At 59.8% G+C, this 22,773-nt stretch carries 20 protein-coding genes and 1 tRNA gene; 8 read left to right on the top strand and 13 right to left on the bottom strand.

Going from position 1 to position 22,773, the window contains the following annotated elements:
• Positions 1 to 13: 13 nt before the first annotated feature.
• The 4 genes from FIU90_RS11565 to cpdR all read right to left on the bottom strand — a co-directional run bounded on the left by FIU90_RS11565 (position 14) and on the right by cpdR (position 3,722).
• Positions 14 to 1,663 carry a bifunctional GNAT family N-acetyltransferase/carbon-nitrogen hydrolase family protein gene (locus FIU90_RS11565; RefSeq protein ID WP_152434904.1) on the bottom strand — a complete coding sequence of 550 codons (1,650 nt, stop codon included), beginning with the start codon at positions 1,661 to 1,663 and terminating at the stop codon, positions 14 to 16.
• A gap of 91 nt (positions 1,664 to 1,754) precedes the next feature.
• Entirely contained in the window at positions 1,755 to 2,975 is a 1,221-nt protein-coding gene (locus FIU90_RS11560; RefSeq protein WP_152434903.1) for an NADP-dependent isocitrate dehydrogenase, read from the bottom strand.
• 175 nt (positions 2,976 to 3,150) lie between these two features.
• Positions 3,151 to 3,225: transfer RNA gene (locus FIU90_RS11555), tRNA-Val, on the bottom strand.
• Positions 3,226 to 3,332: 107 nt separating this feature from the next.
• On the bottom strand, positions 3,333 to 3,722 hold the full coding sequence (gene cpdR, locus FIU90_RS11550) for a cell cycle two-component system response regulator CpdR (RefSeq protein WP_152434902.1): 390 nt from the start codon (positions 3,720 to 3,722) through the stop codon (positions 3,333 to 3,335).
• 339 nt (positions 3,723 to 4,061) lie between these two features.
• Here cpdR and FIU90_RS11545 point away from each other — a divergent pair, with 339 nt between their 5' ends.
• A complete protein-coding gene (locus FIU90_RS11545; RefSeq protein WP_234029504.1) occupies positions 4,062 to 4,919 on the top strand; it encodes an N-formylglutamate amidohydrolase in 858 nt (285 codons plus the stop codon).
• A 235-nt stretch (positions 4,920 to 5,154) separates the two neighbouring features.
• Here the strand turns inward: FIU90_RS11545 and FIU90_RS11540 are convergent, their stop codons facing one another.
• Together FIU90_RS11540 and FIU90_RS11535 are read right to left on the bottom strand one after the other, a co-directional pair.
• A complete protein-coding gene (locus FIU90_RS11540) occupies positions 5,155 to 5,949 on the bottom strand; it encodes a SapC family protein (RefSeq protein WP_152434900.1) in 795 nt (264 codons plus the stop codon).
• A gap of 120 nt (positions 5,950 to 6,069) precedes the next feature.
• Positions 6,070 to 7,509 (bottom strand): FAD-binding oxidoreductase, encoded by a 1,440-nt coding sequence (locus FIU90_RS11535; RefSeq protein WP_234029503.1) that lies wholly within the window; start codon positions 7,507 to 7,509, stop codon positions 6,070 to 6,072.
• A 251-nt stretch (positions 7,510 to 7,760) separates the two neighbouring features.
• Here FIU90_RS11535 and FIU90_RS11530 point away from each other — a divergent pair, with 251 nt between their 5' ends.
• Both FIU90_RS11530 and FIU90_RS11525 read left to right on the top strand, forming a co-directional pair.
• A complete protein-coding gene (locus FIU90_RS11530) occupies positions 7,761 to 8,282 on the top strand; it encodes a hypothetical protein (protein ID WP_234029502.1) in 522 nt (173 codons plus the stop codon).
• A gap of 148 nt (positions 8,283 to 8,430) precedes the next feature.
• Positions 8,431 to 9,816, top strand: a complete 1,386-nt coding sequence (locus FIU90_RS11525) for a DEAD/DEAH box helicase (protein ID WP_152435818.1) — start codon at positions 8,431 to 8,433, stop codon at positions 9,814 to 9,816.
• 39 nt (positions 9,817 to 9,855) lie between these two features.
• Here FIU90_RS11525 and FIU90_RS11520 read toward each other — a convergent pair whose 3' ends face one another.
• The gene (locus FIU90_RS11520) at positions 9,856 to 10,296 is read right to left on the bottom strand and encodes a DUF6326 family protein (RefSeq protein WP_152434895.1); all 441 of its coding nucleotides are present in this window, start codon (positions 10,294 to 10,296) and stop codon (positions 9,856 to 9,858) included.
• A gap of 83 nt (positions 10,297 to 10,379) precedes the next feature.
• Here FIU90_RS11520 and FIU90_RS11515 point away from each other — a divergent pair, with 83 nt between their 5' ends.
• Positions 10,380 to 11,282, top strand: coding sequence for a LysR family transcriptional regulator (locus FIU90_RS11515; RefSeq protein ID WP_152434894.1), 903 nt, complete (start codon positions 10,380 to 10,382; stop codon positions 11,280 to 11,282).
• Between the two features lie 4 nt (positions 11,283 to 11,286).
• Here FIU90_RS11515 and FIU90_RS11510 read toward each other — a convergent pair whose 3' ends face one another.
• Entirely contained in the window at positions 11,287 to 13,593 is a 2,307-nt protein-coding gene (locus tag FIU90_RS11510) for an ATP-dependent helicase (protein WP_152434893.1), read from the bottom strand.
• Positions 13,594 to 13,768: 175 nt separating this feature from the next.
• Between FIU90_RS11510 and FIU90_RS11505 the strand changes: the two genes are divergently transcribed.
• Together FIU90_RS11505 and FIU90_RS11500 are read left to right on the top strand one after the other, a co-directional pair.
• Positions 13,769 to 14,071: a hypothetical protein gene (locus tag FIU90_RS11505; RefSeq protein ID WP_152434892.1), complete on the top strand. Its 303-nt coding sequence runs from the start codon at positions 13,769 to 13,771 to the stop codon at positions 14,069 to 14,071.
• 258 nt (positions 14,072 to 14,329) lie between these two features.
• Positions 14,330 to 14,743, top strand: a complete 414-nt coding sequence (locus FIU90_RS11500; RefSeq protein WP_152434891.1) for a hypothetical protein — start codon at positions 14,330 to 14,332, stop codon at positions 14,741 to 14,743.
• 34 nt (positions 14,744 to 14,777) lie between these two features.
• Here FIU90_RS11500 and rsmD read toward each other — a convergent pair whose 3' ends face one another.
• Genes rsmD through FIU90_RS11485 form a run of 3 tightly spaced genes read right to left on the bottom strand, consistent with a single transcriptional unit; the run spans position 14,778 to position 17,322 of the window.
• The gene (gene rsmD, locus FIU90_RS11495) at positions 14,778 to 15,341 is read right to left on the bottom strand and encodes a 16S rRNA (guanine(966)-N(2))-methyltransferase RsmD (protein ID WP_152434890.1); all 564 of its coding nucleotides are present in this window, start codon (positions 15,339 to 15,341) and stop codon (positions 14,778 to 14,780) included.
• Positions 15,338 to 16,120 carry a pseudouridine synthase gene (locus FIU90_RS11490; protein ID WP_152434888.1) on the bottom strand — a complete coding sequence of 261 codons (783 nt, stop codon included), beginning with the start codon at positions 16,118 to 16,120 and terminating at the stop codon, positions 15,338 to 15,340. Before FIU90_RS11490 ends, rsmD begins: the two co-directional genes overlap by 4 nt.
• 17 nt (positions 16,121 to 16,137) lie before the next feature.
• Positions 16,138 to 17,322, bottom strand: a complete 1,185-nt coding sequence (locus FIU90_RS11485) for an aromatic ring-hydroxylating dioxygenase subunit alpha (RefSeq protein WP_152434887.1) — start codon at positions 17,320 to 17,322, stop codon at positions 16,138 to 16,140.
• A 74-nt stretch (positions 17,323 to 17,396) separates the two neighbouring features.
• On the opposite strand from FIU90_RS11485, the gene FIU90_RS11480 reads away from it, so the two are divergent.
• Entirely contained in the window at positions 17,397 to 18,722 is a 1,326-nt protein-coding gene (locus FIU90_RS11480) for an MFS transporter (RefSeq protein ID WP_152434886.1), read from the top strand.
• A 119-nt stretch (positions 18,723 to 18,841) separates the two neighbouring features.
• Positions 18,842 to 20,569 (top strand): MFS transporter, encoded by a 1,728-nt coding sequence (locus tag FIU90_RS11475; protein WP_152434885.1) that lies wholly within the window; start codon positions 18,842 to 18,844, stop codon positions 20,567 to 20,569.
• On the opposite strand, the gene FIU90_RS11470 is transcribed toward FIU90_RS11475, so the two are convergent.
• A complete protein-coding gene (locus tag FIU90_RS11470) occupies positions 20,570 to 21,859 on the bottom strand; it encodes a folylpolyglutamate synthase/dihydrofolate synthase family protein (protein WP_152434884.1) in 1,290 nt (429 codons plus the stop codon).
• A gap of 19 nt (positions 21,860 to 21,878) precedes the next feature.
• Positions 21,879 to 22,760 (bottom strand): acetyl-CoA carboxylase, carboxyltransferase subunit beta, encoded by an 882-nt coding sequence (gene accD, locus FIU90_RS11465; RefSeq protein WP_152434883.1) that lies wholly within the window; start codon positions 22,758 to 22,760, stop codon positions 21,879 to 21,881.
• Positions 22,761 to 22,773 lie beyond the last annotated feature (13 nt).

Below are 22,773 nucleotides of genomic sequence, written 5' to 3'. Positions count from 1 at the left end.
GAACATCACCGTGTCATCCACCACCTGCATGCGATGTGCCAAGCGGCTTTACACCCTGTTCCTGATCCTCCGAGGGGAGGCCGAGCGGGTCTGAAATATTGCCGACGCGTTTGTCCCATTCGATGCGATAAAGGTCAAAGCGTCGATCATGGAGATTTTGCACCGTGCCCTCAGCGCGCGCCCATGAGAGGTCGGCGAGATTTACATCGCTAATGGTGAGCGTTTCGACATTCTCGCTCGCCTCGGCTGCAATGCCGTCGCGTGCGAAGGGAAAGTCGCACGGAGTGAGGATGCAGCTTTGAGCGTACTGGATGTCCATGTTCGCGACGTTTGGAAGGTTGCCGACATTGCCCGAGAGGACGACATAACACTGGTTCTCGATCGCGCGTGCCTGCGCGCAATAGCGCACGCGCATATAGCCCTGGCGACTGTCGGTGCAGAACGGGACGAAGATGATCCGAGCACCTTCGTCGACCAGCCTGCGGGCAAGTTCGGGAAATTCGCTGTCGTAGCAGATCAGCACCCCGATCGGACCGCAATCGGTCGGGATCGCATCAATGCTGTCGCCGCCCTTGATGTTCCACCAGTAAGCCTCGTTGGGCGTAGGGTGGATCTTCTCCTGCGCGTGGATTGAACCGTCACGCAGGCAGACATACGCAACGTTGTGGATGTCGCCGTCCTCCATGCGGGTCGGATGCGAACCACCGATGATGTTGATGTTGTAGCTGAGCGCCATCTCCGACAGGCGCTTTCGAATGCGTGGAGTGTACTTGCTCAGGCATTCAATGGATTCGAGCGGGCTCAACTCCTTGTCTTCCGCAGAGAGAAGCATGAGGGTGAACAGCTCCGGGAAAACGATGAAATCGCTCTCGTAGTCGGCGGCGACGTCCACGAAGTATTCCACCTGCTTCATGAACTCATCGAAATCGCTGACTGCGCGTGCCTGCAACTGGCATGTCGCGATGCGCACGCTTTCGACATCGCGCGGCAGGCGGTGCTTGGGCGGCGCGTCCACATCCACATACGGGTTGCGCCAGATCATGCGCACCGCGTGAGTCTTCGATTGCTTGTCTTCGGGCAGATACTCGTGGAGGATGCCGTGTGGTTCGAAACCGTTGGCAAGCTGGAAACGCAGCACGGGATCGTGAATCTTGGCATCGATGACCTTTTGAAGGTATTCCTCCGGCGTGTCCGCGCGATTGGTCTTGCGCTTCATCGCGCGGGCAAGGCCGGGCATACGCCCGCCGAACACGATGCCTTTCAGGTCGAGCCGCTCGGCAAGCGCACGGCGCTCTTCATAGAGCCTGCGTCCGATACGTGTGCCGCGCACGCCGGGATCGACACACATTTCATAGCCATAGAGCCAATCGCCGGTCGGATCGTGGCGAGAGCCAAATCCGTTGCCTGTTACCTCGTCCCATGAATGGTCGGACAAGGCGACGCGTTCGTCGAGCCGCATGGACGCGCAATAGCCAACCAGCTTGCCGTCGAGCTTCGCGACGAAACAGCCGTCCGGGTAGTTGTTGATCTGCCCACGAATTTCACCTTGCGTGTATGCGGGCAGGTCCTTGTAGGCCCTGCGGACAAGATCACCAATTGCACGAACGTCCTTAAGCGTTGCCTGACGCACTTCGAGGCGGGCCTTGCGACGTGTTTCGGTCATTTCTCCAACACTCCCCGTCCATATGCAAAGGGCGGCCCTCCCGATGGAAAGGCCGCCCTCATCTTACGCGGTACGATTGCGCCGGTTCCGATCAGGCCCAGCTCTGCATTTCTTTTTCAAGGTTCTGAACGATCGCCTCGAAGAATTGCTCTGTGGTGAGCCAGTTCTGGCCCGGACCGATCAGCAATGCGAGGTCCTTGGTCATCTGCCCGTTTTCGACCGTCTCGATGCACACCCGCTCAAGCGTTTCGGCGAAACGCACCACGTCTGGCGTGTTGTCGAATTTGCCGCGATACATCAGCCCGCGCGTCCATGCGAAGATCGACGCAATCGGGTTGGTAGAGGTCGCCTTGCCTTCCTGGTGCTGGCGATAGTGACGGGTAACAGTGCCGTGGGCCGCTTCGGCTTCGATCGTCTTGCCATCGGGAGTCATCAGCACCGACGTCATCAGACCGAGCGAACCGAAACCTTGCGCCACGGTGTCCGACTGAACGTCGCCGTCGTAGTTCTTGCAGGCCCATACGAACTTGCCCGACCATTTGAGGGCGGCGGCAACCATGTCGTCGATCAGGCGGTGTTCGTAGGTGATACCGGCTTCTTCGAACTTGTCCTTGAACTCGGTGTCGAACACCTCCTGGAAGATATCCTTGAAGCGGCCATCGTACTTCTTCAGGATCGTGTTCTTGGTCGACAAGTAGACCGGCCACTTGCGATCGAGGCCGTAATTCATCGAAGCCCGAGCGAACGCACGGATCGAGTCGTCCAGATTGTACATCGCCATCGCGATACCGGAGCTTTCGAACTCGAAGACTTCGAGGTCGATGTTCTCGCCGTTTTCCCCTTCGAAAACGAGGCGAAGCTTGCCCGGTCCCGGAATCAGAGTGTCGGTCGCACGGTACTGGTCGCCGAATGCGTGACGACCAACGACAATGGGGTGGGTCCAGCCCGGCACGAGGCGCGGAACGTTGTCGATCACGATCGGCTCACGGAAGACCACACCGCCAAGGATGTTGCGGATCGTCCCATTGGGCGAGCGCCACATCTTCTTGAGGTTGAATTCTTCGACGCGCGCTTCGTCAGGAGTGATTGTCGCGCATTTCACGCCGACGCCGTATTGCTTGATCGCATTGGCCGCATCGATCGTGATCTGATCGTCGGTCTCGTCCCGCTTTTCGATCGAGAGATCATAGTATTTGAGGTCGATATCCAAGTACGGCAGGATCAGGCGCTCGCGGATCCACTGCCAGATGATTTTGGTCATCTCGTCGCCGTCTAGTTCGACGACCGGGTTTTCGACTTTGATTTTCTGCATGGCTTGCGCCTCATCCCTTCCTGGATTTCGTGAATTTCGTCAGGATGTCTGAATTGATCCCTCACGGGCGCTCTAGCAGAGGTGCGCTGGCTTTCAAGGTGGACTTGGAAGCGTTTGATCCGAGTCCGAAACGAAAAAGGCGCCGCTTGCGCGACGCCTCTTCAATCAGTTTCGATGGTGGGCGTAGGAAGAGTTGAACTTCCGACCCCTGCGATGTCAACACAGTGCTCTACCACTGAGCTATACGCCCGATCCATCGGATCACCCGCCGCTTTTCCGTGGCGGGAGCGGCCCATTAACGCGCCGCCGATCATGGTGCAAGCCTTAAGCTTAGCCGAAAACGCGTTTTGTGTCGCCTCAAAGGCTCGCTTCTCGCTGTTCCTCGAACACTCGCTCTACTTCGAGCACGAGATCGCGAAGGTGAAACGGTTTGGACAGCACTTTGGCATGGGGCTGTTCGCGACTCGCACGCAGCGAAACCGCAGCGAATCCGGTAATGAACATGACTTTCGTGCGCGGCGAAATTTCGGCGCAGCGCTGGGCGAGCTCGATCCCGTCCATCTCCGGCATGACGATGTCTGAAAGCAGGAGGTCGAAATGCTCTTTTTCAAGAAGGGGAATCGCTTCGGTGCCACGGTCGACACAGCGAACGTCGTAACCGGCTTTGGTTAGCGCGCGTTCGAGATAGGTGCGCATTGCCTCTTCATCCTCGGCCAGGAGGATGCGTGGTGAAGGGTTGGTCGTCATGGGTTTCCCTTACCACCGGGCTGTTAAGAAATCCTGTCCATCATGCGGATTGACCATATTTGAGACGATTAACGAAGCTAACGGCATGTTAACCGCAATACAGGCGCGACTTCTCGCTCGCTATCCTACCTGATATCGGCTTTGACTCACGGCGGAAATGAAGGCAGCGTTGCTACTCCCATGAGCCCCTCACCAAGATCCAAACACACGCCGCGCAGCGCTGCGCCATCGAGCGACCCTTTCAAGGGTGAGTTGAGAAGTTTCAAGGGCGGCGCCGTATTGGGCAGTCGCCCCGATGGCCCGATGGGCCCCGCATTTACGCATGTATCTCCCCCTTCAATGCCGCTTCCGGTATTGATCGCGGTGCCCCACGCAGGCCGGGTCTACCCGTCCGAAACTCTTGCCGAAATGCGCGATGCAGATCTCAGCCAGTTGCGGCTCGAAGACCGCCATGTAGACTTGCTCGGCGTCGAGATCGCCAAAGCAACGGGCACCGGGCTGATGGTCGCCCATGCACCCAGGGCCATGCTTGATTTGAACCGGTCACATGACGATGTGGATTGGGAGATGGTCGATGGGGCAGGGCGCAGGCTATCAAAGCCGCAGCCGGTCCTAACTGGCACGAACAGGAGGGCGCGGAGCGGTCTTGGCCTCGTGCCCCGCCGGCTCCCCGGTTTCGGCGAGATCTGGCGCTCCAAGTTGCCGCGAGAGGAGCTTGATCGCCGCATCGACCGCATTCACCGGCCTTATCACGAATATCTGGGGCGAGAGCTCGAACGGATCAGGAATGCATGGGGCGCAGCGCTGCTGATAGACCTGCATTCGATGCCGCCTCTCAGGAAACAGCACGGGCAAAACGAACCGCCGCGGATCGTGCTTGGCGATCGGTTTGGCTCTTCGTGTGACGGCAGCCTGATAAGCCGGGCCGTTGGGTATCTCAAGCAGCATGCCTGCCCGGTCGCGCATAACCGCCCCTATTCGGGAGGATATGTGCTCGATCGCCACGCTTCACCGCGACGCGGATTGCATGCGATGCAGGTTGAGGTGTGCCGCGCCGCCTATCTTGACGACCGCCTCGCCGAACCGAGCGACCGGCTAAGAGGACTTGCGCAGATGCTGGCCGGAATGGTCCGTGAGCTGGGCGCAGAAACTGCCCGTCTGGGTGCTGCGGGACAGATGGCTCAGGCGGCCGAGTAACTGGGATGTTGTCTCAAGAAATTCCCTGAACAATTTGAAAAAAAGAAAAAACCACCTCGCGCAAAGGGGCGCGCGAGGTGGCCAAGGTTCAGGGAGGACTGCGCCTGTATGGCGCAGCTGCGGACGGTAATGAGGGGGGTGGACCGCCCGCATGCTCTAGATAAGATCGCGGCGGAGGGCCTTCAAGGGACGCCCCGCCGCCATGTTTTCGAAAGTTTTCGAGTGCGTTTCGCGATCAGTTGGTCGCAGGAGCCGGCGCGTTTGCGTTAGGCTCCGGAACCTTGCCCTGCGCGGACTGGCGTTCAAAGATGGCGCGCATGAGATTCAGCGAAAACAAGTGCGCATGAATGATCATAAGGATGCCGTTCTTGTTGAGCTGCTCGACGGTTTCCGCCGGGAGTTCGCGCAGCTTCTTTTCGTCGACCATTCGGAAGCCGCGATAGACGAACGGGGTGTCCGGCTGATCGCTACGGGTGATCGCAATTTCGCCGTCCATCAAAAGGTCCAGCTTCTTGAGTTCTTCGAGCAGCTGGCGAGTACGCTGGCCTGCCTCCTCGAACTTCTGGCAGAAGTCTAGCACCTGCTTGGTATACTCGGTCGGTTCGCCGCCATCTTCGAAAAGGGCATTTCCTTCCTTGTCCTTTCCGATCACTCCGGCGCTCGGGTCGAAGCAAAGCGACATATCGTCGCTGTCCTTCTGCAGCTTGGCCAAGATGAACGGATAACGGCGGATATAGGCCGGAACATAGACACCCGCTTCAAGCTTGCCGCTTTCATCGATGAACGTGTTTACGCCCTCGTTGAGGCCCATGAGGGCGATCGGCAGCGGATTCTCGCCTGCAGTGAAAACGATCGGGTAATTGCGCTGCGCATCGACGAATTCGTCGACCGTCAGCGGAATCGCATGCGTGCTGGCAAGGAAATCGGCGTTTTCAAACGATCCGGCTTTCCAGTCTTTGTGATCGCGGCTGTTGAGCGGAAGGAGGTCCTTGTAGAACAGCGGAAGTTGCGGCTGCGGCGCGCTGGCCATGAAAATTCTCCGGAAAAATTATTCAGATGATGTCGTTGAAGTCGGCCTTTGCTGGATCCCGTTCAGGCCGTTCGCAGGGCGCTTTAGGCGCTTGCGCCCCCTCGTGCAAGCGGTGGTCGCTCAGTCGGGCACGAGCTTCCCCGGATTGAGCAGCCCCTGTGGGTCGAGCGCCCTTTTAACGCTGCGCATTATGGAGAGCGATACGGGATCGCCGAGCCGCCCCAGTTCCTCAACCTTCATTTGCCCGATGCCGTGTTCTGCACTGAATGACCCGCCCCACTGGGTCACGAGATCGTAGACGCGCGCGCTGATCTTCTTGCCTTCGCCTTCTTCCCATTCGCCAGGTACAACCCCTTTCGGTGCTAGGATATGGAAGTGCACGTTCCCATCGCCCAGGTGCCCAAATGCGACGCCGCGGGTCCCGGCAAAGCGCTCTTCTATCTCCGGGATCGCGGCGAGGATGAATTCAGGCATTTTCTCGACCGGAACGGAGATATCGTGCTGCATCGCAGGGCCAAGCGCACGTTCGGCGGCCGAGATCGAGTCTCGCAGCAACCAGAACGCCTCCGACTGAGCCTCGCTGGAGGCGATGGCGGCATCGGCAAGCAGGTCTTGCACCAGTGCCTCGCCCAGCGCTTCTTCGAGCCGGGCGCGCAACGCGTCGCTGTCGCCCTCGCTCGACACGCATTCGATCAATGCATTCCAGGCATGACGCTGTTCGAGGGGAGAGCGCGCATCGTGGAGATGATCGAGCACGCTGTCGAGACAGTGTGCCGGCACGACCTCGAACCCTTCGAGCGAGTCGCCCATTTGCGCTTCGACGAAGCGCAAAAGCGACCGTGCACCTGTGATAGTCGGCAGGCCTACCCAGGCTGTCGCGCGGGCAGATGCTTCGGGCAGCAACCGCAGGTTTGCGGCTGTCACAATCCCGAGCGTACCCTCGGACCCGATCAGCAACTGTTTGAGGTCGAAGCCGCGATTGTCCTTCTTGAGAGCGGTCAGCCCGTTGAAGATGCTCCCATCGGCCAAAACTGCTTCGATCCCCAGCACTTGCGCCCGCATTGTGCCATGGCGCAGCACCTGTGTGCCGCCGGCATTGGTCGAGACGAGCCCGCCAATCGTCGCCGATCCTTTGCCACCAAGCGTCAGAGGGAAGCGCATTTGCGCCTCACCTGCGGCTTCATGGAGCGTTTGAAGGATGACCCCCGCCTCACATACACATTGGCCTGCTTCCCGATCGAGGCTGCGGATCTTGTCCATCCGACGCAGCGACAGAAGAATGGCATCGCCGCTCTCATCAGGCGTAGCGCCACCGGCCATCCCGCTGTTCCCACCCTGCGGAACGATCGGGACGCCGTGCCTCGCACATAGCTTGACCAGCGCTGCGACTTCCTCGGTCGAGGCGGGGGAAGCCAGGGCCATCGCTCTGCCGGAGTACCGTCCACGCCAGTCGGTCAGCCACGGCGAGATCGCCTCATCATCTGTCGAAAATCCCTTCTCTCCAAGCAGGTCGCTCGCTTCGGCTAGAAAAGTGCCCTGAAGGCTCACCGTATCGCTCATAGTGGCTCCTATGTCACACATTGGGCAGGGATTGCCAGTCGCAGGTGTTGCGATGAAGCGGCAGTTAAGCGAAGGTTCAATCACTTCCGCTAGGGATAGCGGGCACAGCATACGAATACCGACAGGCCTATGAAAGCCCGTCACTAGGAGGGTTCCCGCAAGCAATGCCAAGCATGCTCGCCTTAGCGATGCCGGTCGCGCTCCTATTGCCGTTTTTCGGGCAAGGGGATGATGGTGTGGAGCGCGCGCGATTGAGCGGCGCAGCATCATCGGAAACTGCATCTTCCGAAAAGGCCGGTGCGCGGCCTGTGTCGCTCACGGCTCCTCAATATCCCGTGACGTCTGATGCACCTTTGCCGCTCGATGCTTTTCGAGACGAACAGACCGTGCGTCAAATCCGGATCGAACAACGTGTCATCGTGCGTATTTCGCCGCGCCGGTCGCGCACCCAAAACGAGCTTCTCGCGCAGCTGCCGCGCCAGAGCCTCAATCGTCGTTACGAAGAGCGCAAAATGGAAAAGTGCGTGCCTGTGAGTTCCATCGCCGGCGTCCAGACCGGAAGCGGCAACCGCCTGCTGCTGTTCATGCGCGACGCGGGGATCGTTTCGGTTAACCTCGAAAAGGCATGCCGCGCTCGCGAATTTTACTCGGGATTTTATGTCGAGAAGAACGCCGACGGACAGATTTGCGTAGACCGTGACAAGCTGCAATCGCGGAGCGGTGCGAAATGCGAGGTGCAGCGTATGCGGCAGCTCGTTGCCGTGCAGGAGTAGCTGCGGTCCCCTTACCGTTGGGCAAATCTTGACTTTTCGGCGATTTTTCCGCAGAGGCGCTGGGCTTGTCCAGCCGTGCTAACGCGAGGCTGTGCAAGCTGAACACACTGTGGCGCTGCGCCACCCTTATCCGGACATTGCGAACCGCATGACTTTTGCCGATCTCGGCCTATCACCTGAATTGCTCAAAGCTGTCGAGGACGCAGGCTATTCCGAGCCGACCGCGATCCAGGCAGAAGCCATCCCTGCCGTCCTTATGATGAAGGACCTGATCGGGATCGCGCAGACCGGCACCGGCAAGACTGCGAGCTTCGTGCTGCCCATGATTGACGTCATGGCGGCAGGTCGCAGGCGGGCCTTGATGCCGCGTTCGCTGATCCTCGAGCCAACGCGCGAACTCGCCGCACAGGTGGCCGAGAATTTCGAGAAATACGGCAAGAACCACGATCTCAAGATGGCGCTGCTCATCGGCGGCGTGCAGATGGGGGATCAGCTCAAGACGCTCGACGAGGGTGTCGACGTGCTGATCGCGACGCCGGGCCGTCTGATGGACCTGTTCGAGCGGGGCAAGATCCTGTTGAACGGATGCGAGCTGTTGGTGATCGACGAGGCCGACCGGATGCTCGACATGGGGTTCATCCCCGACATCGAGTATATCTGCGACAAGCTACCCGAAACACGTCAAACGATGCTTTTTTCGGCGACCATGCCGCCGCCGATCGAAAAGCTTGCGAAGAAATTCCTCAGCAATCCCAAGCGGATCGAGGTGAGCCGCGCGGCTTCCACCAATCAGGACATCACCGCTTTCAAGATACCTGTGAAGAGCCGCCAGAAGCGCGAAACGCTCGAATGGCTGCTCAAGAACGACCATGTCGAGACCGCGATCATCTTCGCCAACCGCAAGACGACCGTGCGAGAGCTCAACAAGCAGCTTCAGCGCAGCGGCTTTGCCAGTGGCGAGATCCATGGCGACATGGACCAGAATTCGCGCCTCAAAGAACTCGAGCGTTTCAAAAACGGCGAGATCAATATTCTTGTGGCATCCGACGTTGCTGCCCGCGGCCTCGATATCAAGGGTGTCTCCCACGTCTTCAACTACGACACACCGTGGCATCCCGACGATTACGTTCACCGCATCGGTCGCACGGGCCGGGCAGGGGCAAAAGGCCGCGCTTTCACCTTCGTGGCCGAAGAAGATGCCGAAGCTATCGCCAATGTCGAGAAACTCACCGGTCACCCGATCAAGGTATTCGGCAAAGACGACGTCCGGGTCGAATTAGCAAACCCTTCGGATCAGGCTGAGGACAAGCCCGCCCGGAAGAAGCCGCGCAAGAAGCATGAGGGTGATGACGGCGAGGGCGATCGCAAAGCGGCTCGCAAAGCGGACAGGTCGCGCAAGGAACGGTCTGCGGAGGATGGCGAGAAGCCAAAGCGCAAGTCCCAGTCCCGCCGCCGCAGCGAGGATGATGAACCAGTCCCGGCGGGCGAGTGGAATGGTCCGCGCCCCGGCTTTCTGGATGTCGGGTTCGGCTAAAGAAATCATTGGGATTCTCCCTGACAGAGCAGCCTCGGATCAGGAGGGTGCTTTCTCGGCATATGTGACGCGGTTGATGGCACTGGCACTCGTCCGCCATTTCAAGGCGAGCGCGAAAATCGCGCCGAATGTGACGAGAACAACAGTCGCGAAGAAGTAATCGTCGAGGTCGGTCGGCGGCGCGATGAAGGTTCCGAGAGCTGCCAGCGGCGCTACGACCAGGTTGAAGAGGCGTGCGTGTTTTTGCTTCAGCAATCGCGACAAGAGCATCCCGAGCAGGAACAGTTCCACGGCGAATGCCCCTGCAAACATTGCGCTTTCGGTAACGGGATTTCCGTTCATCTGACCGGCGAGGATTTCCTCTATGGTTTGTGCGACGACCAGCTGGTGGATATCGCGAAAGATGGTGTTCAGAATGGCGAAGAGCCAGAGCAGCGAAATGGTCTTTCCGAGCTGCTCATCTGAGAATGGGCTTGGCATATTGATCTCCTTTGCCCGCCTTCTGATGCATTCGAATTTTGAATGGAATTGACGAAATTCGTCGATCTTCTATGCGTAAATAGATGAACCGAGGCGCCGCGTCTTTCGACTGGAACCACATCCGCGCTTTTCTGGCGACGGTGGAAACCGGGTCGCTTTCGGCAGCCGCTCGCGCCCTCGGTCAGACACAGCCCACGCTCAGCAGGCAGGTTTCGGCGCTTGAAGATGCGCTCGGTCTGACATTGTTCGAGCGCGGCACGCGCGTGATGATGCTTACGGCTTCGGGCGAGCAATTGCTGGACCACGTCAAGGAAATGGCTGAAGCTGCAACGCGGATATCGAGGGTTGCGACCGGCCAGAGCGAGACCGTCGAGGGTGTCGTTCGAATCACGTCAAGCGACGCAATGGCGGCCTACGAATTGCCGCGCATCACGATGGATCTGAGGCGCGACCATCCCGGCATTCGGATCGAAATTGCGCCGTCCAGCGAAGTCGCCAGCCTGTCACGTCGCGAGGCCGATATAGCGATCCGGCATGTCGAGCCCGACCAGCCTGATCTTATCGCCAGGCGCTTGCCCGATATCGAAGTCTCGCTCTATGCTTCAACCGAGTATCTGGACCAGCTTGGTTCTGTCTCTGCGCCGGCTGACCTGAATAAGGCGTCATTCATCGGCTTCGAACAGCCCGAGCGCCTGATCCCGCAAATGGCGATGATCGAAATCGAGCTGACGGCCGAGAACTTCGGCATCACCGCGACGACCGGCACGGCGATGTTCGAACTTGCACGAGCAGGAGCGGGGATCGCGCTACTTCCAAGCGAGGTTGCGGAGGGGCGCCTTGGGTTGAAGAAAGCGCTACCCAAACTGCCGTCCTTCCCGGTTCCGCTATGGCTGGTTACGCACCGCGAGATCAGGACCAACAAGCGCATTCGGCTAACATTCGATCATCTGGCCAAGGCATTGTCGAAAAACAGGCGAAGCGTGTAGAGGATTATCCCACTACGGTCACAAAGCTGTCGATCACGCGCTTGGTGCCGTGTTCCTCGAACTCGATCTCGAGCTTGTTGCCTTCCTGGTCGGTGACGCAACCGGTGCCGAATTTCTCGTGGTGGACCATCGCGCCGATGGCGATGTCGCTGCGTGGTTTTGCGGCGAAGCTGGCGGCAGAGCGGCTAGGTTCGCGAAGGCGCTGCTGTTTGGTTTCATAGCCGGTCGCGATTGCGCGCTGCCAGCCGGGGCCGCGGGCCTGGGCGCGGTCGGGACGGTCCTTGGCAACGTGGGCGAACGGATCCTCGTTTTCGCTCCAGTTCGCGCGCCATAGAGAGGCGCCGCCGGTCATTGTCGTCTCTTGTTCGATATGCTCGTCGGGAAGCTCCTCGATAAATCGAGAAGGTATCGAGCTCGTCCACTGGCCGTAGATGCGTCGGTTCGCGGCATGCAGGATCGTGCAGCGACGCTTTGCCCGAGTGATCGCGACATAGGCCAGACGACGTTCTTCCTCGAGGCTCGCAAGTCCGCCTTCGTCGATTGCGCGTTGTGAGGGGAATACGCCTTCTTCCCAGCCAACGCAGAATACGTGGTCGAATTCGAGACCTTTGGCGGCGTGGATCGTCATGATCGTCACCGTCTCCTCATCGTTCGCGCTGTCATTATCCATCACAAGTGCGACGTGTTCGAGGAAATCACCGAGAGTTTCGTATTCTTCCATCGCGCGCGCGAGTTCGGAGAGGTTTTCTGCACGACCTGCGCTTTCTGCAGAGCGATCGTTGGCGAGCATGTCGTTGTAGCCGGTCTCATCGAGCACGAGACGCAGGAGATCCGCCGGGGTCATATTCTCCGCAGCTTCGCGCCAGGCGAGGAATTGCCGCATCAGATTGCCGATCGTGTTAGACGCTCGCTTTGGCAGCTCATCGCTATCTGCGAGTTCCAGAGAGGCGGCAGCCAGCGGCAGACCCATGCGCCGGGCATGCTGATGCATCTTCTCCAGCGTTTTCGCGCCAAGCCCGCGCTTGGGCTGATTGTAGATGCGCTCGAATGCGAGATCATCCTGCGGCTGGGCGATTACCCTTAAATAGGCAAGCGCATCGCGAATTTCGGCGCGCTCGTAGAAACGAAAACCCCCAATGATGCGATAGTTGATCCCGATCTGTATGAAGCGATCCTCGAATTCACGCGTCTGGTACTGTGCACGCACTAGAATCGCGACCTGATCGAGAGGTGCGCCTTCGCCTTCGAGCCGCTCGATCTCCTCGCCGACGCGGCGCGCTTCTTCGGGCGCGTCCCAAACGCCGATGACGCGGACCTTGTCACCGCCATTGGCCTCGGTCCACAGCGTCTTTTCGTGGCGTTCGGAATTCGCCCGGATGAGGCCTGATGCCGCGCCAAGGATGTGCGGGGTGGAGCGGTAGTTTTGCTCCAGACGCACAACATGCGCACCGGGGAAATCCTTTTCGAAGCGAAGGATGTTTGCGACCTCGGCACCGCGCCAGGAGTAGATCGACTGGTCGTCATCGCCGACGACGCAGATATTCTTGTGGCTTTGCGCAAGCAGTCTCAGCCAGAGATACTGGACCGCATTGGTATCCTGATATTCGTCGACAAGGATGTATTTGAAGCGCTTTTGGTAGTCTTCGAGCACGTCGGTGTGCTTGCGGAAGATGTTCAGCATGTGAAGCATCAGATCCCCGAAGTCGCAGGCATTGAGCGCCTTCAAACGCTCTTGATAAGCGGCATACATCGCCTGCCCGCGACCATTGGCGTAGCTCTCATTTTCTACCGCATCGAGATCGGACGGGTTAAGCCCGCGGTTCTTCCAGCGATCGATCAGCCCCGCGAGCTGGCGCGCCGGCCAGCGTTTTTCATCGAGATCGTTGTCAGCAATCAGCTGTTTCAGGAGCCGCAACTGGTCGTCGGTGTCGATGATGGTGTAGTTGCTTTCGAGCCCGACCAACTCGGCGTGCCGACGCAGCATCTTCGCGCAGATCGAATGGAAGGTGCCGAGCCAAGGGATGCCTTCGCTTTCCACACCCAGATGCGACGCGACACGCTCGCGCATTTCGCGCGCGGCCTTGTTGGTGAAGGTGACGCACAGGATCTGGCTCGGCCATGCCCGACGGGTTGCAACGAGATGGGCTAGACGCGCAGTCAGAGCCGCGGTCTTCCCCGTACCCGCACCAGCCAGCATCAGGACCGGGCCCTCAGTGGTCAGCACGGCTTCGCGTTGCGGCGGATTGAGGCGTGCAGCGTAAGGCGGGACCTGACCTTCAGGCGGCGACGGGGAGGGGGCGATATCACTCATGACACAGGGTTGAACAAGTAGGGAACGTGGGGCTTTCCTGCAAGGCGGACGAGATGCTTATCGACCAACGAAGCAAGGGTCCCGTTCCCGGGCTGTCGGCGAACTTTCTTGGAACATTCGAGGCTGGAGTTTCATTGGTTGGGCAAACGGGAGAGAAACCCAAGGAGTTGGAACGATGAAAAACATCCTCGCAACCGCCATCACTGTCGCCTCGTTTGCCACGCTCGGCGCAACCGCCCCGGCCCTGGCCGATGGTCACGGCGACAAAATGAAGAAGGACTGGAAGGCCCAGAGTCCGGTAGTCGTAGAAACGAATGCAAAAGGCCAAGCGACCAAAGTCCGCATCGGCGATGAGGTATACGAAGTTTGCATGACCAAGGGACAAGATGACTGCATCCAGCCGCGCGCGGCGGGGCTTAAATGGGGCAATCGTCCGCTTACCTACTGGCCTGGCAAACCGGCCAGCAAGATGGACTGATCCTGCGTAACCCATTGATTGAGAAAGGGCGGCTTCGGTCGTCCTTTTTCGTTTTGCCGCGAAAGCCGCACGGTTTTCGCCCGAACGTGCGCTCCAAAAGATGCGCGGCGCCTGCCGCACTTGCCCGCAATCGAGTCGGGCGCTCATAACAATCTCGCTTGGTCGGGAGGGGTTTTCCGGTCGGGCAACGGGCATTGTAGCCCGGCTCTTTGGGTCGCGTTCGTTTGCGCTTGGGACTTGTTTCACAAGGAGAAACCCATGCGTCGTTCCCATATCTACCTTGCTGCCGTTGCTGTTGCGACTCTTGGAGTGGTTATTGCCGCTCCCGGAACCGCACAGGAAGGGCCACCACCCGCCGAGACGCCGATCGATGAAGTCTCGCCCGGCACACAGGCACCCGCTCTTTCGCCCGATCAACAGGCGGAATACGACGGATGGCCGCCCGATCGGAAGTTCGCCTATGACGCATGGCCTGCCGAAACCCAGACATATTACTGGTCGCTGGAACCGGAGCGACAGGCCCTGTTTTGGCGTCTCGCTGACGAGGACAAGATCGCAATCACCGCGATGACTGGCACCGAGCGTGAAGCGGCTTGGGAAATAATAGAGAAAAACGCGGCAGGCAGCGGTGATCAGACCGATGAAATGCCCCCACCTCCCGGCGAAGGTTGAAGACCCCGGATAACCAGTCGCCCGTGACGGGAGGTCAGTTGGGTGCGGCGTCCGGGTCGGGGTATCTGAGCAAGGTCAACTTGCCTTTCCCGACCCGGCGTTCCGCATCCACTTCCAGGCCGTTCACCTCGACATTTTCATCGGCGCCTGTTTCTACCGCCATCCAGGTCGCCGGACCGATCCAGCCTAGTCGCAACAGCCGGTCGAGTGCCACAGCGCCGGCCCCTGTCTTGTAGGGCGGATCGAGCAATATGAGGTCATAGGGTTCGCGCGCCGGACGAAGGTGCATGACCGACATCGCTTCGACGTCGCTTCGCCCCCGTGCGTCCAGTGCGGCGATATTGCTCTTGATCGAATCCAGCGCTGCACGATCTTGTTCGACGAAAAGGCAGTGCGCCGCGCCACGCGACAGGGCTTCAAGCCCGAGTGCACCCGACCCTGCAAAAAGATCGGCGACGCGAAGACCTTCGAAGCTCCCGAGCCTGCTCGTCAGCATTGAAAATAGTGTCTCGCGTGTGCGATCTGCGGTGGGCCGTGTGGCATCGCCTTTTGGTGCCGACAGCTTCCGCCCGCGCCAATCGCCCGCGATGATCCTCATTTGCGATCTCGCTTTAGGCTCGAACGGAACCTGTCGAGGTCGCCCTTGCGGATGCGCGCAACCCGGCCGCGGGGCAGATCGCCAAGCCGGAACGGGCCGTAAGCGGTGCGGATGAGCCGGTTCACCTTAAGACCGAGATATTCGAGCACTCGGCGCACCTCGCGGTTCTTACCCTCGGTGATTGTCATCTCGATCCACTGGTTCTTGCCGGACCCGGACGCGCGCTCAAGGTTGGCGTCGATCGAGCCGTAGCGCACGCCGTCTATCTCCACTCCTTCGATGAGAGCTTCCAGCTGTTCCTGCGTTACATCACCAAACGCACGCGCCCTGTAGGTGCGCGGAATTCCGTTGGCAGGAAGCTCCATCTGGCGTTTGAGCCCGCCATCGTTGGTAAGCAAAAGCAAACCCTCGGTATTGAGGTCGAGGCGTCCAATCGGCATCACTCGCGGCGCATCCTTGGGCATTGCGTTGACGAGCGCGGAATAGATCGTCGCGCGCCCAGACGCATCTCGCTCTGCGGTGATGAGGCCGGTGGGTTTGTGAAAAGCGTAAAGCTGTGTCGGCTCGGGTCCCGCCACAGGCTTTCCATCAACGCTCACGCCTTCGAGGGTTGTGAGAAACGTCGCGGGTGTCTCGACCGGCTTGTCGTTGAGCGTAATGCGTCCATCGGCGATCATACGCTCGATCTCGCGGCGGCTGGCGACGCCTGCGCGTGCAAGCAGCTTGGCGATGCGATCGCCTTCAGGCCGGTCTTCGGATTGCTTGGGATTGGTGGGCATGGCGCGCGGTTAGGCGCTCAGGCGTGATCCCGCAAGAACTCCTGCACCGTCTCATCGAAGCGTTTGATCCCGCTTTCCAGCGTGCCGAGAGTTATGTGATCGACCGCGCCGCTCTCGAGCCCTTGCTGGCCGAGTTCGGCCGCGCGGAAATCCTCGCTCGCAAAGACCCCGCCATCGAGCAGCGCCCAACTGCGCTCCCAGTGGTCGCGAGCCTTGTCTGTCGCTGGCGCCTCGGGGATCAACATGAAGTCCTCGACCAGTGTGAGGTTATGCGCCTTCGGCATCAGCACCATCACGTTTACATAGTCGGGCGAGGGGACGATGATTGTTGCCGGAAGCAACTGGTAGGCAAAGGTCACCACACGCCGCATGTCGGCCATGTCGGTGAGATCAATGCTCTCCATTTCCTCCAATCGCCCGACGGCAGAGCGCATGTGGGGGCCGATACTGTCGCCCGCCGTGATCCCATCTTTGAAGAACGGCCCGATCGTGTTCGCATGAAGACGCGTCACGTGGTAGCTTTCGAGAAAGGCATCCATGATCAGTTTCCAGTTGCTTCTGACCTCGTGCATCTTTCGGCGGAACAGGAAGCTGTCGTCCATTTCAAAGGCGCTGAAATCCTCGCCAAGCGTTCTCGCAAGAGCGAAATCGGCGTGTTCCTGCGGCGCGAACCAGATGAGGCCACCTGCCTCGCAACTGGGCAATTCCCTTAGGTGATATTGGCTCTTGTCGAGATCGGGGAAGGTCTCCGGGCGCGGTAAGCCCACCAGACTGCCATCAAGCTTGTAGGTCCAGGCGTGATAAGGACAGACGAGTCTGGAGGAGCATTGTACCTCCGTGCCCTCGACCAGCCGTGTTCCGCGATGCTGGCAAACGTTGAGGAAGACGTGCGCTTGGCCGTCCTTGTCGCGTGTGATCAGCAGCGGGCGGCCCGTCGCATCGTGAGGGACGGCCATGCCCGGTTCGGGTAGCAGGGCGCTCGGCACCAGCACTTGTGGCTCTCGGTCGAAGAGCGCGCGTTTTTCCGCCTCGAAATGACTCGGATCAGTGTAGCGGCTCGCTGGGACTGCCTCTGTGCCCTCTGCCTCGCGCGCTTTTCCGTCTCTGATCGCCTCAGCAAGAGCGAGTTGACTGTCAGTCGGACGAAGCGGTCCTCGACTGTCCGGCGCTGTAGCTGTTGATGGTTTTGCAGGCGCGTTCATCGCGGCGTTCCTAATCCTCTCTGCTCCGCGCTAGTGTTGCACGAACATCAGTACGAGAAAAGGACCGATCGACAATGGAGGAGGCTGGAGGATCGGAGCAACGCGATTTGTGGGGTGCGATCAAACCCTATCTCGAAAAGGAATCGCTCGCAGCGTTCTTCGTCGGCGTCTCATCCGGATTTCCCTACGCCATGATCGGGGCGACGCTGACCACGCGGCTTGCGCAGGATGGCATCGACAAGCCCACGGTTACCGCGTTCACGCTCGCCTTCCTCGTCTACAACTTGAAGGTTTTCTGGGCGTGGATCGTCGATGGCGTCCGTATCCCGGTATTGTCCAGCCTCGGGCAGCGCGTTTCCTGGATGATCTTCTCTGGCCTGTTCGTGATCGGCGCAGTGGTGAACCTTGCGCTTGTCGACCCTTCGCAAGACCTTGCCGCGACGATCTTCGCGGCAGTGCTTGTCGGAGTAGCCGGGGCGACCTTCGATATCGTGATCGATGCCTACCGTATCGAAACGCTGAAACCCTACCAGCTCGGGACCGGTTCCGGCATGAGCCAGTATGGGTGGCGGATTGGAGCGGCAGGAGCGGGCGCACTCGCGCTTGTGGTGGCTGCAAGACATGGCTGGACGGCCGCGTATCTTTCCTGCGCGGCTTTGGCGCTTCCCGCGATGATCACCGCGCTCATCCTCGGCGAACCGGCTCGGCACGAGGTAGCAATCGCGAAGAAGGGTATCGCCGAGGTCTGGCAGTCAATTGCAGGCCCCTTTGGCGAATTCTTCCAGCGCCACGGCGCGTGGCTCGTCCTCGCATTCATCATGGTACACAAGATCGGTGACACTCTCGCCAACCTGACGTTTCGCCTTCTGTTTGACGACCTCGGCTTCACCAATGACGAGATCGCCATTTACGATGTCGGTATCGGGTTCTGGGCCTTCATTGTCGGCATATTCGTTGGCGGGGTTTTGTATTCGCGCATGGGCCTGAAGCGTTCGGTGCTTATCGCACTGATACTGATGGCGATATCGAACGTGAGCTTCGCTGCGCTCGCTGCGACCGGAAAATCCAATCTCGGTATGGCGGCCGCGATCGGTTTCGAAAATTTCGCAAGCGGATATGGCGGCGTCGTTGTCGTTGCCTACTTCTCGGCGCTGTGCGACCTTCGGTTCACGGCCACGCAGTACGCGCTTATCTCTGCTGCGGCGAGCGTGGTTGGACGGCTGCTTACCGGGACAACGGCAGGCGGAATGATCGAGTGGATGGGGTATGTCGGTTTTTACCTGCTTACCACGCTGCTCGCCTTGCCGGGCATAATACTGTTCTGGTGGATGATGCGCACCGGACTTGTCGATGATGCCGTGGGAACCGCCGGAACCGAGCCTGCGCGTGATAGGACTTAGAGTACGGCATTGCCATAATCTGTTGATGGCGTTGTGGCATCGTTCATCGCGCCGTTCCTATTCGACGATCACCCGGCTAGGTTCGCACCAGAGGTTCGCAAGAGGAAGGACATCCGTGAATGGCTGACATCGCTGAGGTCAAGAAGCCTAGCGCCTGGCGAGCGCTCGGGATCGCGCTTTCCAATCGCAAGACCTTCTTCATGCTGGTCTTCGGATTTGCCAGCGGTCTTCCGTTTGCCCTTTTCCTAGGTACTCTCTTCGCTTGGTTGACCGAGGCCGAAGTCGATCTGGAGACGATGGGCATCTTCTCGCTCATCGGGCTCGCCTATGCGTTTCAGTTCCTGTGGTCGCCGCTGATCGACAAGCTCGACATTCCCGGCCTGAGGCGCTTGGGCAAGCGCAAGCAGTGGATCGTACCGATGCAGATCCTGCTCGGCGTGATCCTCGTGACGCTGAGCGTGCTCGAACCCAAGACGCAGCTTGGCTGGTTCAGCTTGCTTGCCGGGATCGGAGCATTCGCGAGCGCAACCCAGGACATCGCGATCAACGCGTGGCGTATCGATGTGGCAGATGAGAAAGCAACACTCGATATCCTCTCGACCGTCTACCAGATGGGATACCGGTTCTCTTCGCTAGTCGGCGGGGCACTTGGCTTGATCATCGCGGCGCGGATCGGCTGGCCCGAAACCTACATGATGATGGGTGGGTTCCTGCTTGCAGCCGGATTCATCGGGTTGTTTGCGCCCAATGCGGAAGACGATGGCGTGATAAGCGAAGCTCCTGCGGATGAACAGGTGCTTGCACTCAGGAAAGCGGGAGAGCTCGCCCCTTCAGTCCGCGCCAAGGCTCTCGCTGCCGTCGGCCTGCTATGGGCAGCTGCCATCGGTGTCGTTCTCGCATTCATGATCATGTCGATGACCTATGCGCCCGAGGACCGACCGAACCCCACCGAGTTCACTCGCAATTTCGGCCCGTGGATCATCGTTGCGACGATTGTTCTGCCCGCGCTGATAGCCGGCTGGCTTGCGGCGAAGAAACGAGAGGGTAAGTACCTCCTCGCAGAAGACGCACAGCAGGCGACCGGCGGGGCCTACGCCATGGACCATCTCTATCGCGCGCTGGTACTGCCACTGGTGGAATTCGTTGGGCGAATGGGGTGGAGTCTCGTCCTGATCCTAGCCGTGGTTCTGACCTACCGGATCTGCGATGCGATCTGGGGCACGTTCGCCTATCCGTTCTACCTAGGCGAATTGAATTACACCAATGACGAGGTCGCTTTTGCATCAAAGTTCTTCGGCATCGGTGCGATCATTGCAGGGCTGGCGCTTGGCGGGCTCATGCTCACCGTTATCGGACGGATGGCTACCCTCTTTATCGGCGGACTGCTCGCGGCGCTCACAAACCTGCTTTACGCGGACCTCGCTATCGGCGGGGCGAACATGCAGTTGGTGAGCGATGCGGTGGGATTCACCTGGGCCATTTCACAAGTACCCGTGATCGGCAGCGCGTCGCTTGCAAAGCTCACGATCACTGTCGCGTTCGAAAATCTCGCCATCGGGATCGCCGGCGCGGCCTACATTGCATGGCTCTCTTCTATCGTCTCGAAAAAGTTCAGCGCGGTTCAATATGCGCTTCTTTCTTCGCTAACACTGCTCGTCGGAACACTCGGGCGAGGAGCGCTCGGCGAGATGATCGAGAACCAGGGCTATTTCGACGTATTCGTTCTGACCACACTGATCGGTCTCGCTGCCGTTGTACTGGTCGCTCTCGAATGGTGGCGGGAAGCGCGCAGCGGCAAGGCCTCGGGTGTCGTTACGCCAGATGCGGTCGCGCAACCGGCAGAGTAGTCAGTCAGGAATTTCGTTGTTCAGCTTGAGGGCTTCACCGGCGAGATAAAGCGACCCGGCGATAAGGACCGGCATGCCATCGTCGGGAAGCGCCTGCATCGCTTCGACAAGACCGGAGGAAGTCTTCGCAGTCTGCCCGAATGCACCTGCAGGATGTGCATCGTGTCCCGGAACGGGAACCACCAAGAGACTTTCGATGCGCCCCTCCAGCGGCGCGATCAGGCTCTGGGGATTCTTGTTGTCGAGCATACCGATTATGGCGTGAAACCGCTCGGGCAGGCTTCCGGCGATGGCGAGGCCCGCGCTCGGATTGTGCCCTCCATCCAGATATGTCTCGCGTCCCTTTGTGAGCGGGCCATCCGAGAGCCGCTGCAACCGGGCTGGCCAGCGCGCGAGCCTCATGCCTTCGGCCATAGAATCCGACCCGACCGATACCCTGTCCTGGTGGCGCAACATGGCAACGGCCAGGGCGGCATTGGCGAACTGGTGCGCCCCGGGAAGGGAAGGTGCGGGCAGATTGAGACGGCCCCTCTCATCTTGGTAGGCAAGGGTAGGTCCGTCGCGAAAATCCCAAGCCTCGCCAGCCAAAGCCAGCTTGGCTCCTGCTCGCATTGCCGATGCCATAAGCTCGTTGTTCGCTTCGGGAACCGATGAAAGCGCCACGAGCGGCACGCCGCTCTTGGCGATACCGGCCTTCTCAAAGGCGATCCGCGCCATCGGCACGGAAGGCACGCCTTCCTCGGGTGCCAAGAGAAAACGCTCGTGATCAATTCCAAGCGTCGCAATCCCGCACGCGGCCAGCACGTGTGCCTCGAGCACATTTGTCGCGTCCAGCCTGCCGCCAAGGCCGACCTCGACCACGCATGCGTCGGCGGAGGTCCGCGCGAACTCGGTAAAGGCGGCGGCGATGGTGATCTCGAAGAAACTGCATCCGAGCCCTTGGGCGGCATCGAACACCTCTTCGAGAAGTTCAGCCAGTCGGGAGTCTTCGATCAGGTTGCCCGCAATGCGGAAACGTTCATTGTAGCGCACGAGATGCGGGGAGGTGGTCGTATGGACGCGGTAGCCCTCAGCCTCGAGTATTGAGCGCAGGAAGGCGCAGGTTGATCCCTTGCCGTTGGTACCGGCGACGTGAAACAACGGCGGTAGGCGCAAATGCGGATCGCCCAAGCGGGAAAGCAATTCACGGACCGCATCGAGCCCGAGAATATCGCGCTGGATGCTAAGGCTGGAAAGCCGATCCAGCTGCGCCTGCACCCGTGGATCGTCGGATTTACCCATGTCCCTCATTGGCGAGAGGTCGAGCGGATCAGGCCGCCTTGCCCTTGCCCTTGGCCTTGGCAGGCAGGAGGTAATCGATGACGCTGGCGAGCGTTTCCTTCAGATCCTTCCGGTGCACCACCATGTCGACCATGCCGTGCTTATGGAGATATTCCGCGCGCTGGAAGCCTTCGGGCAATTGCTCGCGGATCGTGTCCTGGATCACGCGCTGCCCGGCAAATCCGATGAGTGCGCCGGGCTCTGCGATGTGGACATCACCGAGCATGGCATAGCTAGCCGTCACCCCGCCAGTGGTGGGATCGGTGAGCACGACGATATAGGGTAGCCCCGCCTCTTTGAGCCGCCGGGTCATTACGGTCGCACGCGGCATTTGCATAAGCGAGAGGATGCCTTCCTGCATACGCGCGCCGCCTGCCGCTGTCACGACGACATAGGGGCACTTGCGGGTGAGCGCGCGCTCGGCCCCGGCGCAGAACGCCATGCCGACCGCCATGCCCATCGATCCGCCCATGAACCCGAAATCCTGCACGCCGACCACCGCCGGATGCCCTTCGACCGTCCCCGATCCGACAACGAAAGCGTCGCGCTTTGGCTGATCGGGCGGATTGTTGGCACGCGCGGCCTTCAGGCGATCGGTATACTTCTTGGTATCCTTGAACTTGAGCGGGTCTTCGGCAACCTCGGGCAGGTCGAGATATTCGAAGCCCTCGTCGAGCAGCAGGGCGAGCCGCTTGTCGGCACCGATCCTGCCATGATGGTCGCAGCGCGGGCAGACCGAGAGGTTTTCCTCGTATTCCTGGACGAAAAGCATTTCCTGACAAGATTTGCACTTGATCCAGAGATCCTTGTCGGTGGTCTTCTTGTCGGCGCCAAAGCCGAGTGAATTGCGGACGCGGGTGAACCAGTTCATCTTTCGTGACCCC

The organism is Erythrobacter sp. THAF29, from assembly GCF_009363635.1.
Lineage (GTDB): Bacteria > Pseudomonadota > Alphaproteobacteria > Sphingomonadales > Sphingomonadaceae > Erythrobacter.
The sequence above is the reverse complement of the archived record's forward strand: the minus strand, read 5'-3'. Positions and strand labels throughout refer to the sequence as shown.

Bases quoted from the DNA above. Each gene is read 5' to 3' on its own strand.
- FIU90_RS11565 (WP_152434904.1), bottom strand. From the start codon at position 1,663: ATGACCGAAACACGTCGCAAGGCCCGCCTCGAAGTGCGTCAGGCAACG.
- FIU90_RS11560 (WP_152434903.1), bottom strand. From the start codon at position 2,975: ATGCAGAAAATCAAAGTCGAAAACCCGGTCGTCGAACTAGACGGCGAC.
- cpdR (WP_152434902.1), bottom strand. From the start codon at position 3,722: ATGACGACCAACCCTTCACCACGCATCCTCCTGGCCGAGGATGAAGAG.
- FIU90_RS11545 (WP_234029504.1), top strand. From the start codon at position 4,062: ATGCCGCTTCCGGTATTGATCGCGGTGCCCCACGCAGGCCGGGTCTAC.
- FIU90_RS11540 (WP_152434900.1), bottom strand. From the start codon at position 5,949: ATGGCCAGCGCGCCGCAGCCGCAACTTCCGCTGTTCTACAAGGACCTC.
- FIU90_RS11535 (WP_234029503.1), bottom strand. From the start codon at position 7,509: ATGAGCGATACGGTGAGCCTTCAGGGCACTTTTCTAGCCGAAGCGAGC.
- FIU90_RS11525 (WP_152435818.1), top strand. From the start codon at position 8,431: ATGACTTTTGCCGATCTCGGCCTATCACCTGAATTGCTCAAAGCTGTC.
- FIU90_RS11520 (WP_152434895.1), bottom strand. From the start codon at position 10,296: ATGCCAAGCCCATTCTCAGATGAGCAGCTCGGAAAGACCATTTCGCTG.
- FIU90_RS11515 (WP_152434894.1), top strand. From the start codon at position 10,380: ATGAACCGAGGCGCCGCGTCTTTCGACTGGAACCACATCCGCGCTTTT.
- FIU90_RS11510 (WP_152434893.1), bottom strand. From the start codon at position 13,593: ATGAGTGATATCGCCCCCTCCCCGTCGCCGCCTGAAGGTCAGGTCCCG.
- FIU90_RS11505 (WP_152434892.1), top strand. From the start codon at position 13,769: ATGAAAAACATCCTCGCAACCGCCATCACTGTCGCCTCGTTTGCCACG.
- FIU90_RS11500 (WP_152434891.1), top strand. From the start codon at position 14,330: ATGCGTCGTTCCCATATCTACCTTGCTGCCGTTGCTGTTGCGACTCTT.
- rsmD (WP_152434890.1), bottom strand. From the start codon at position 15,341: ATGAGGATCATCGCGGGCGATTGGCGCGGGCGGAAGCTGTCGGCACCA.
- FIU90_RS11490 (WP_152434888.1), bottom strand. From the start codon at position 16,120: ATGCCCACCAATCCCAAGCAATCCGAAGACCGGCCTGAAGGCGATCGC.
- FIU90_RS11485 (WP_152434887.1), bottom strand. From the start codon at position 17,322: ATGAACGCGCCTGCAAAACCATCAACAGCTACAGCGCCGGACAGTCGA.
- FIU90_RS11480 (WP_152434886.1), top strand. From the start codon at position 17,397: ATGGAGGAGGCTGGAGGATCGGAGCAACGCGATTTGTGGGGTGCGATC.
- FIU90_RS11475 (WP_152434885.1), top strand. From the start codon at position 18,842: ATGGCTGACATCGCTGAGGTCAAGAAGCCTAGCGCCTGGCGAGCGCTC.
- FIU90_RS11470 (WP_152434884.1), bottom strand. From the start codon at position 21,859: ATGAGGGACATGGGTAAATCCGACGATCCACGGGTGCAGGCGCAGCTG.
- accD (WP_152434883.1), bottom strand. From the start codon at position 22,760: ATGAACTGGTTCACCCGCGTCCGCAATTCACTCGGCTTTGGCGCCGAC.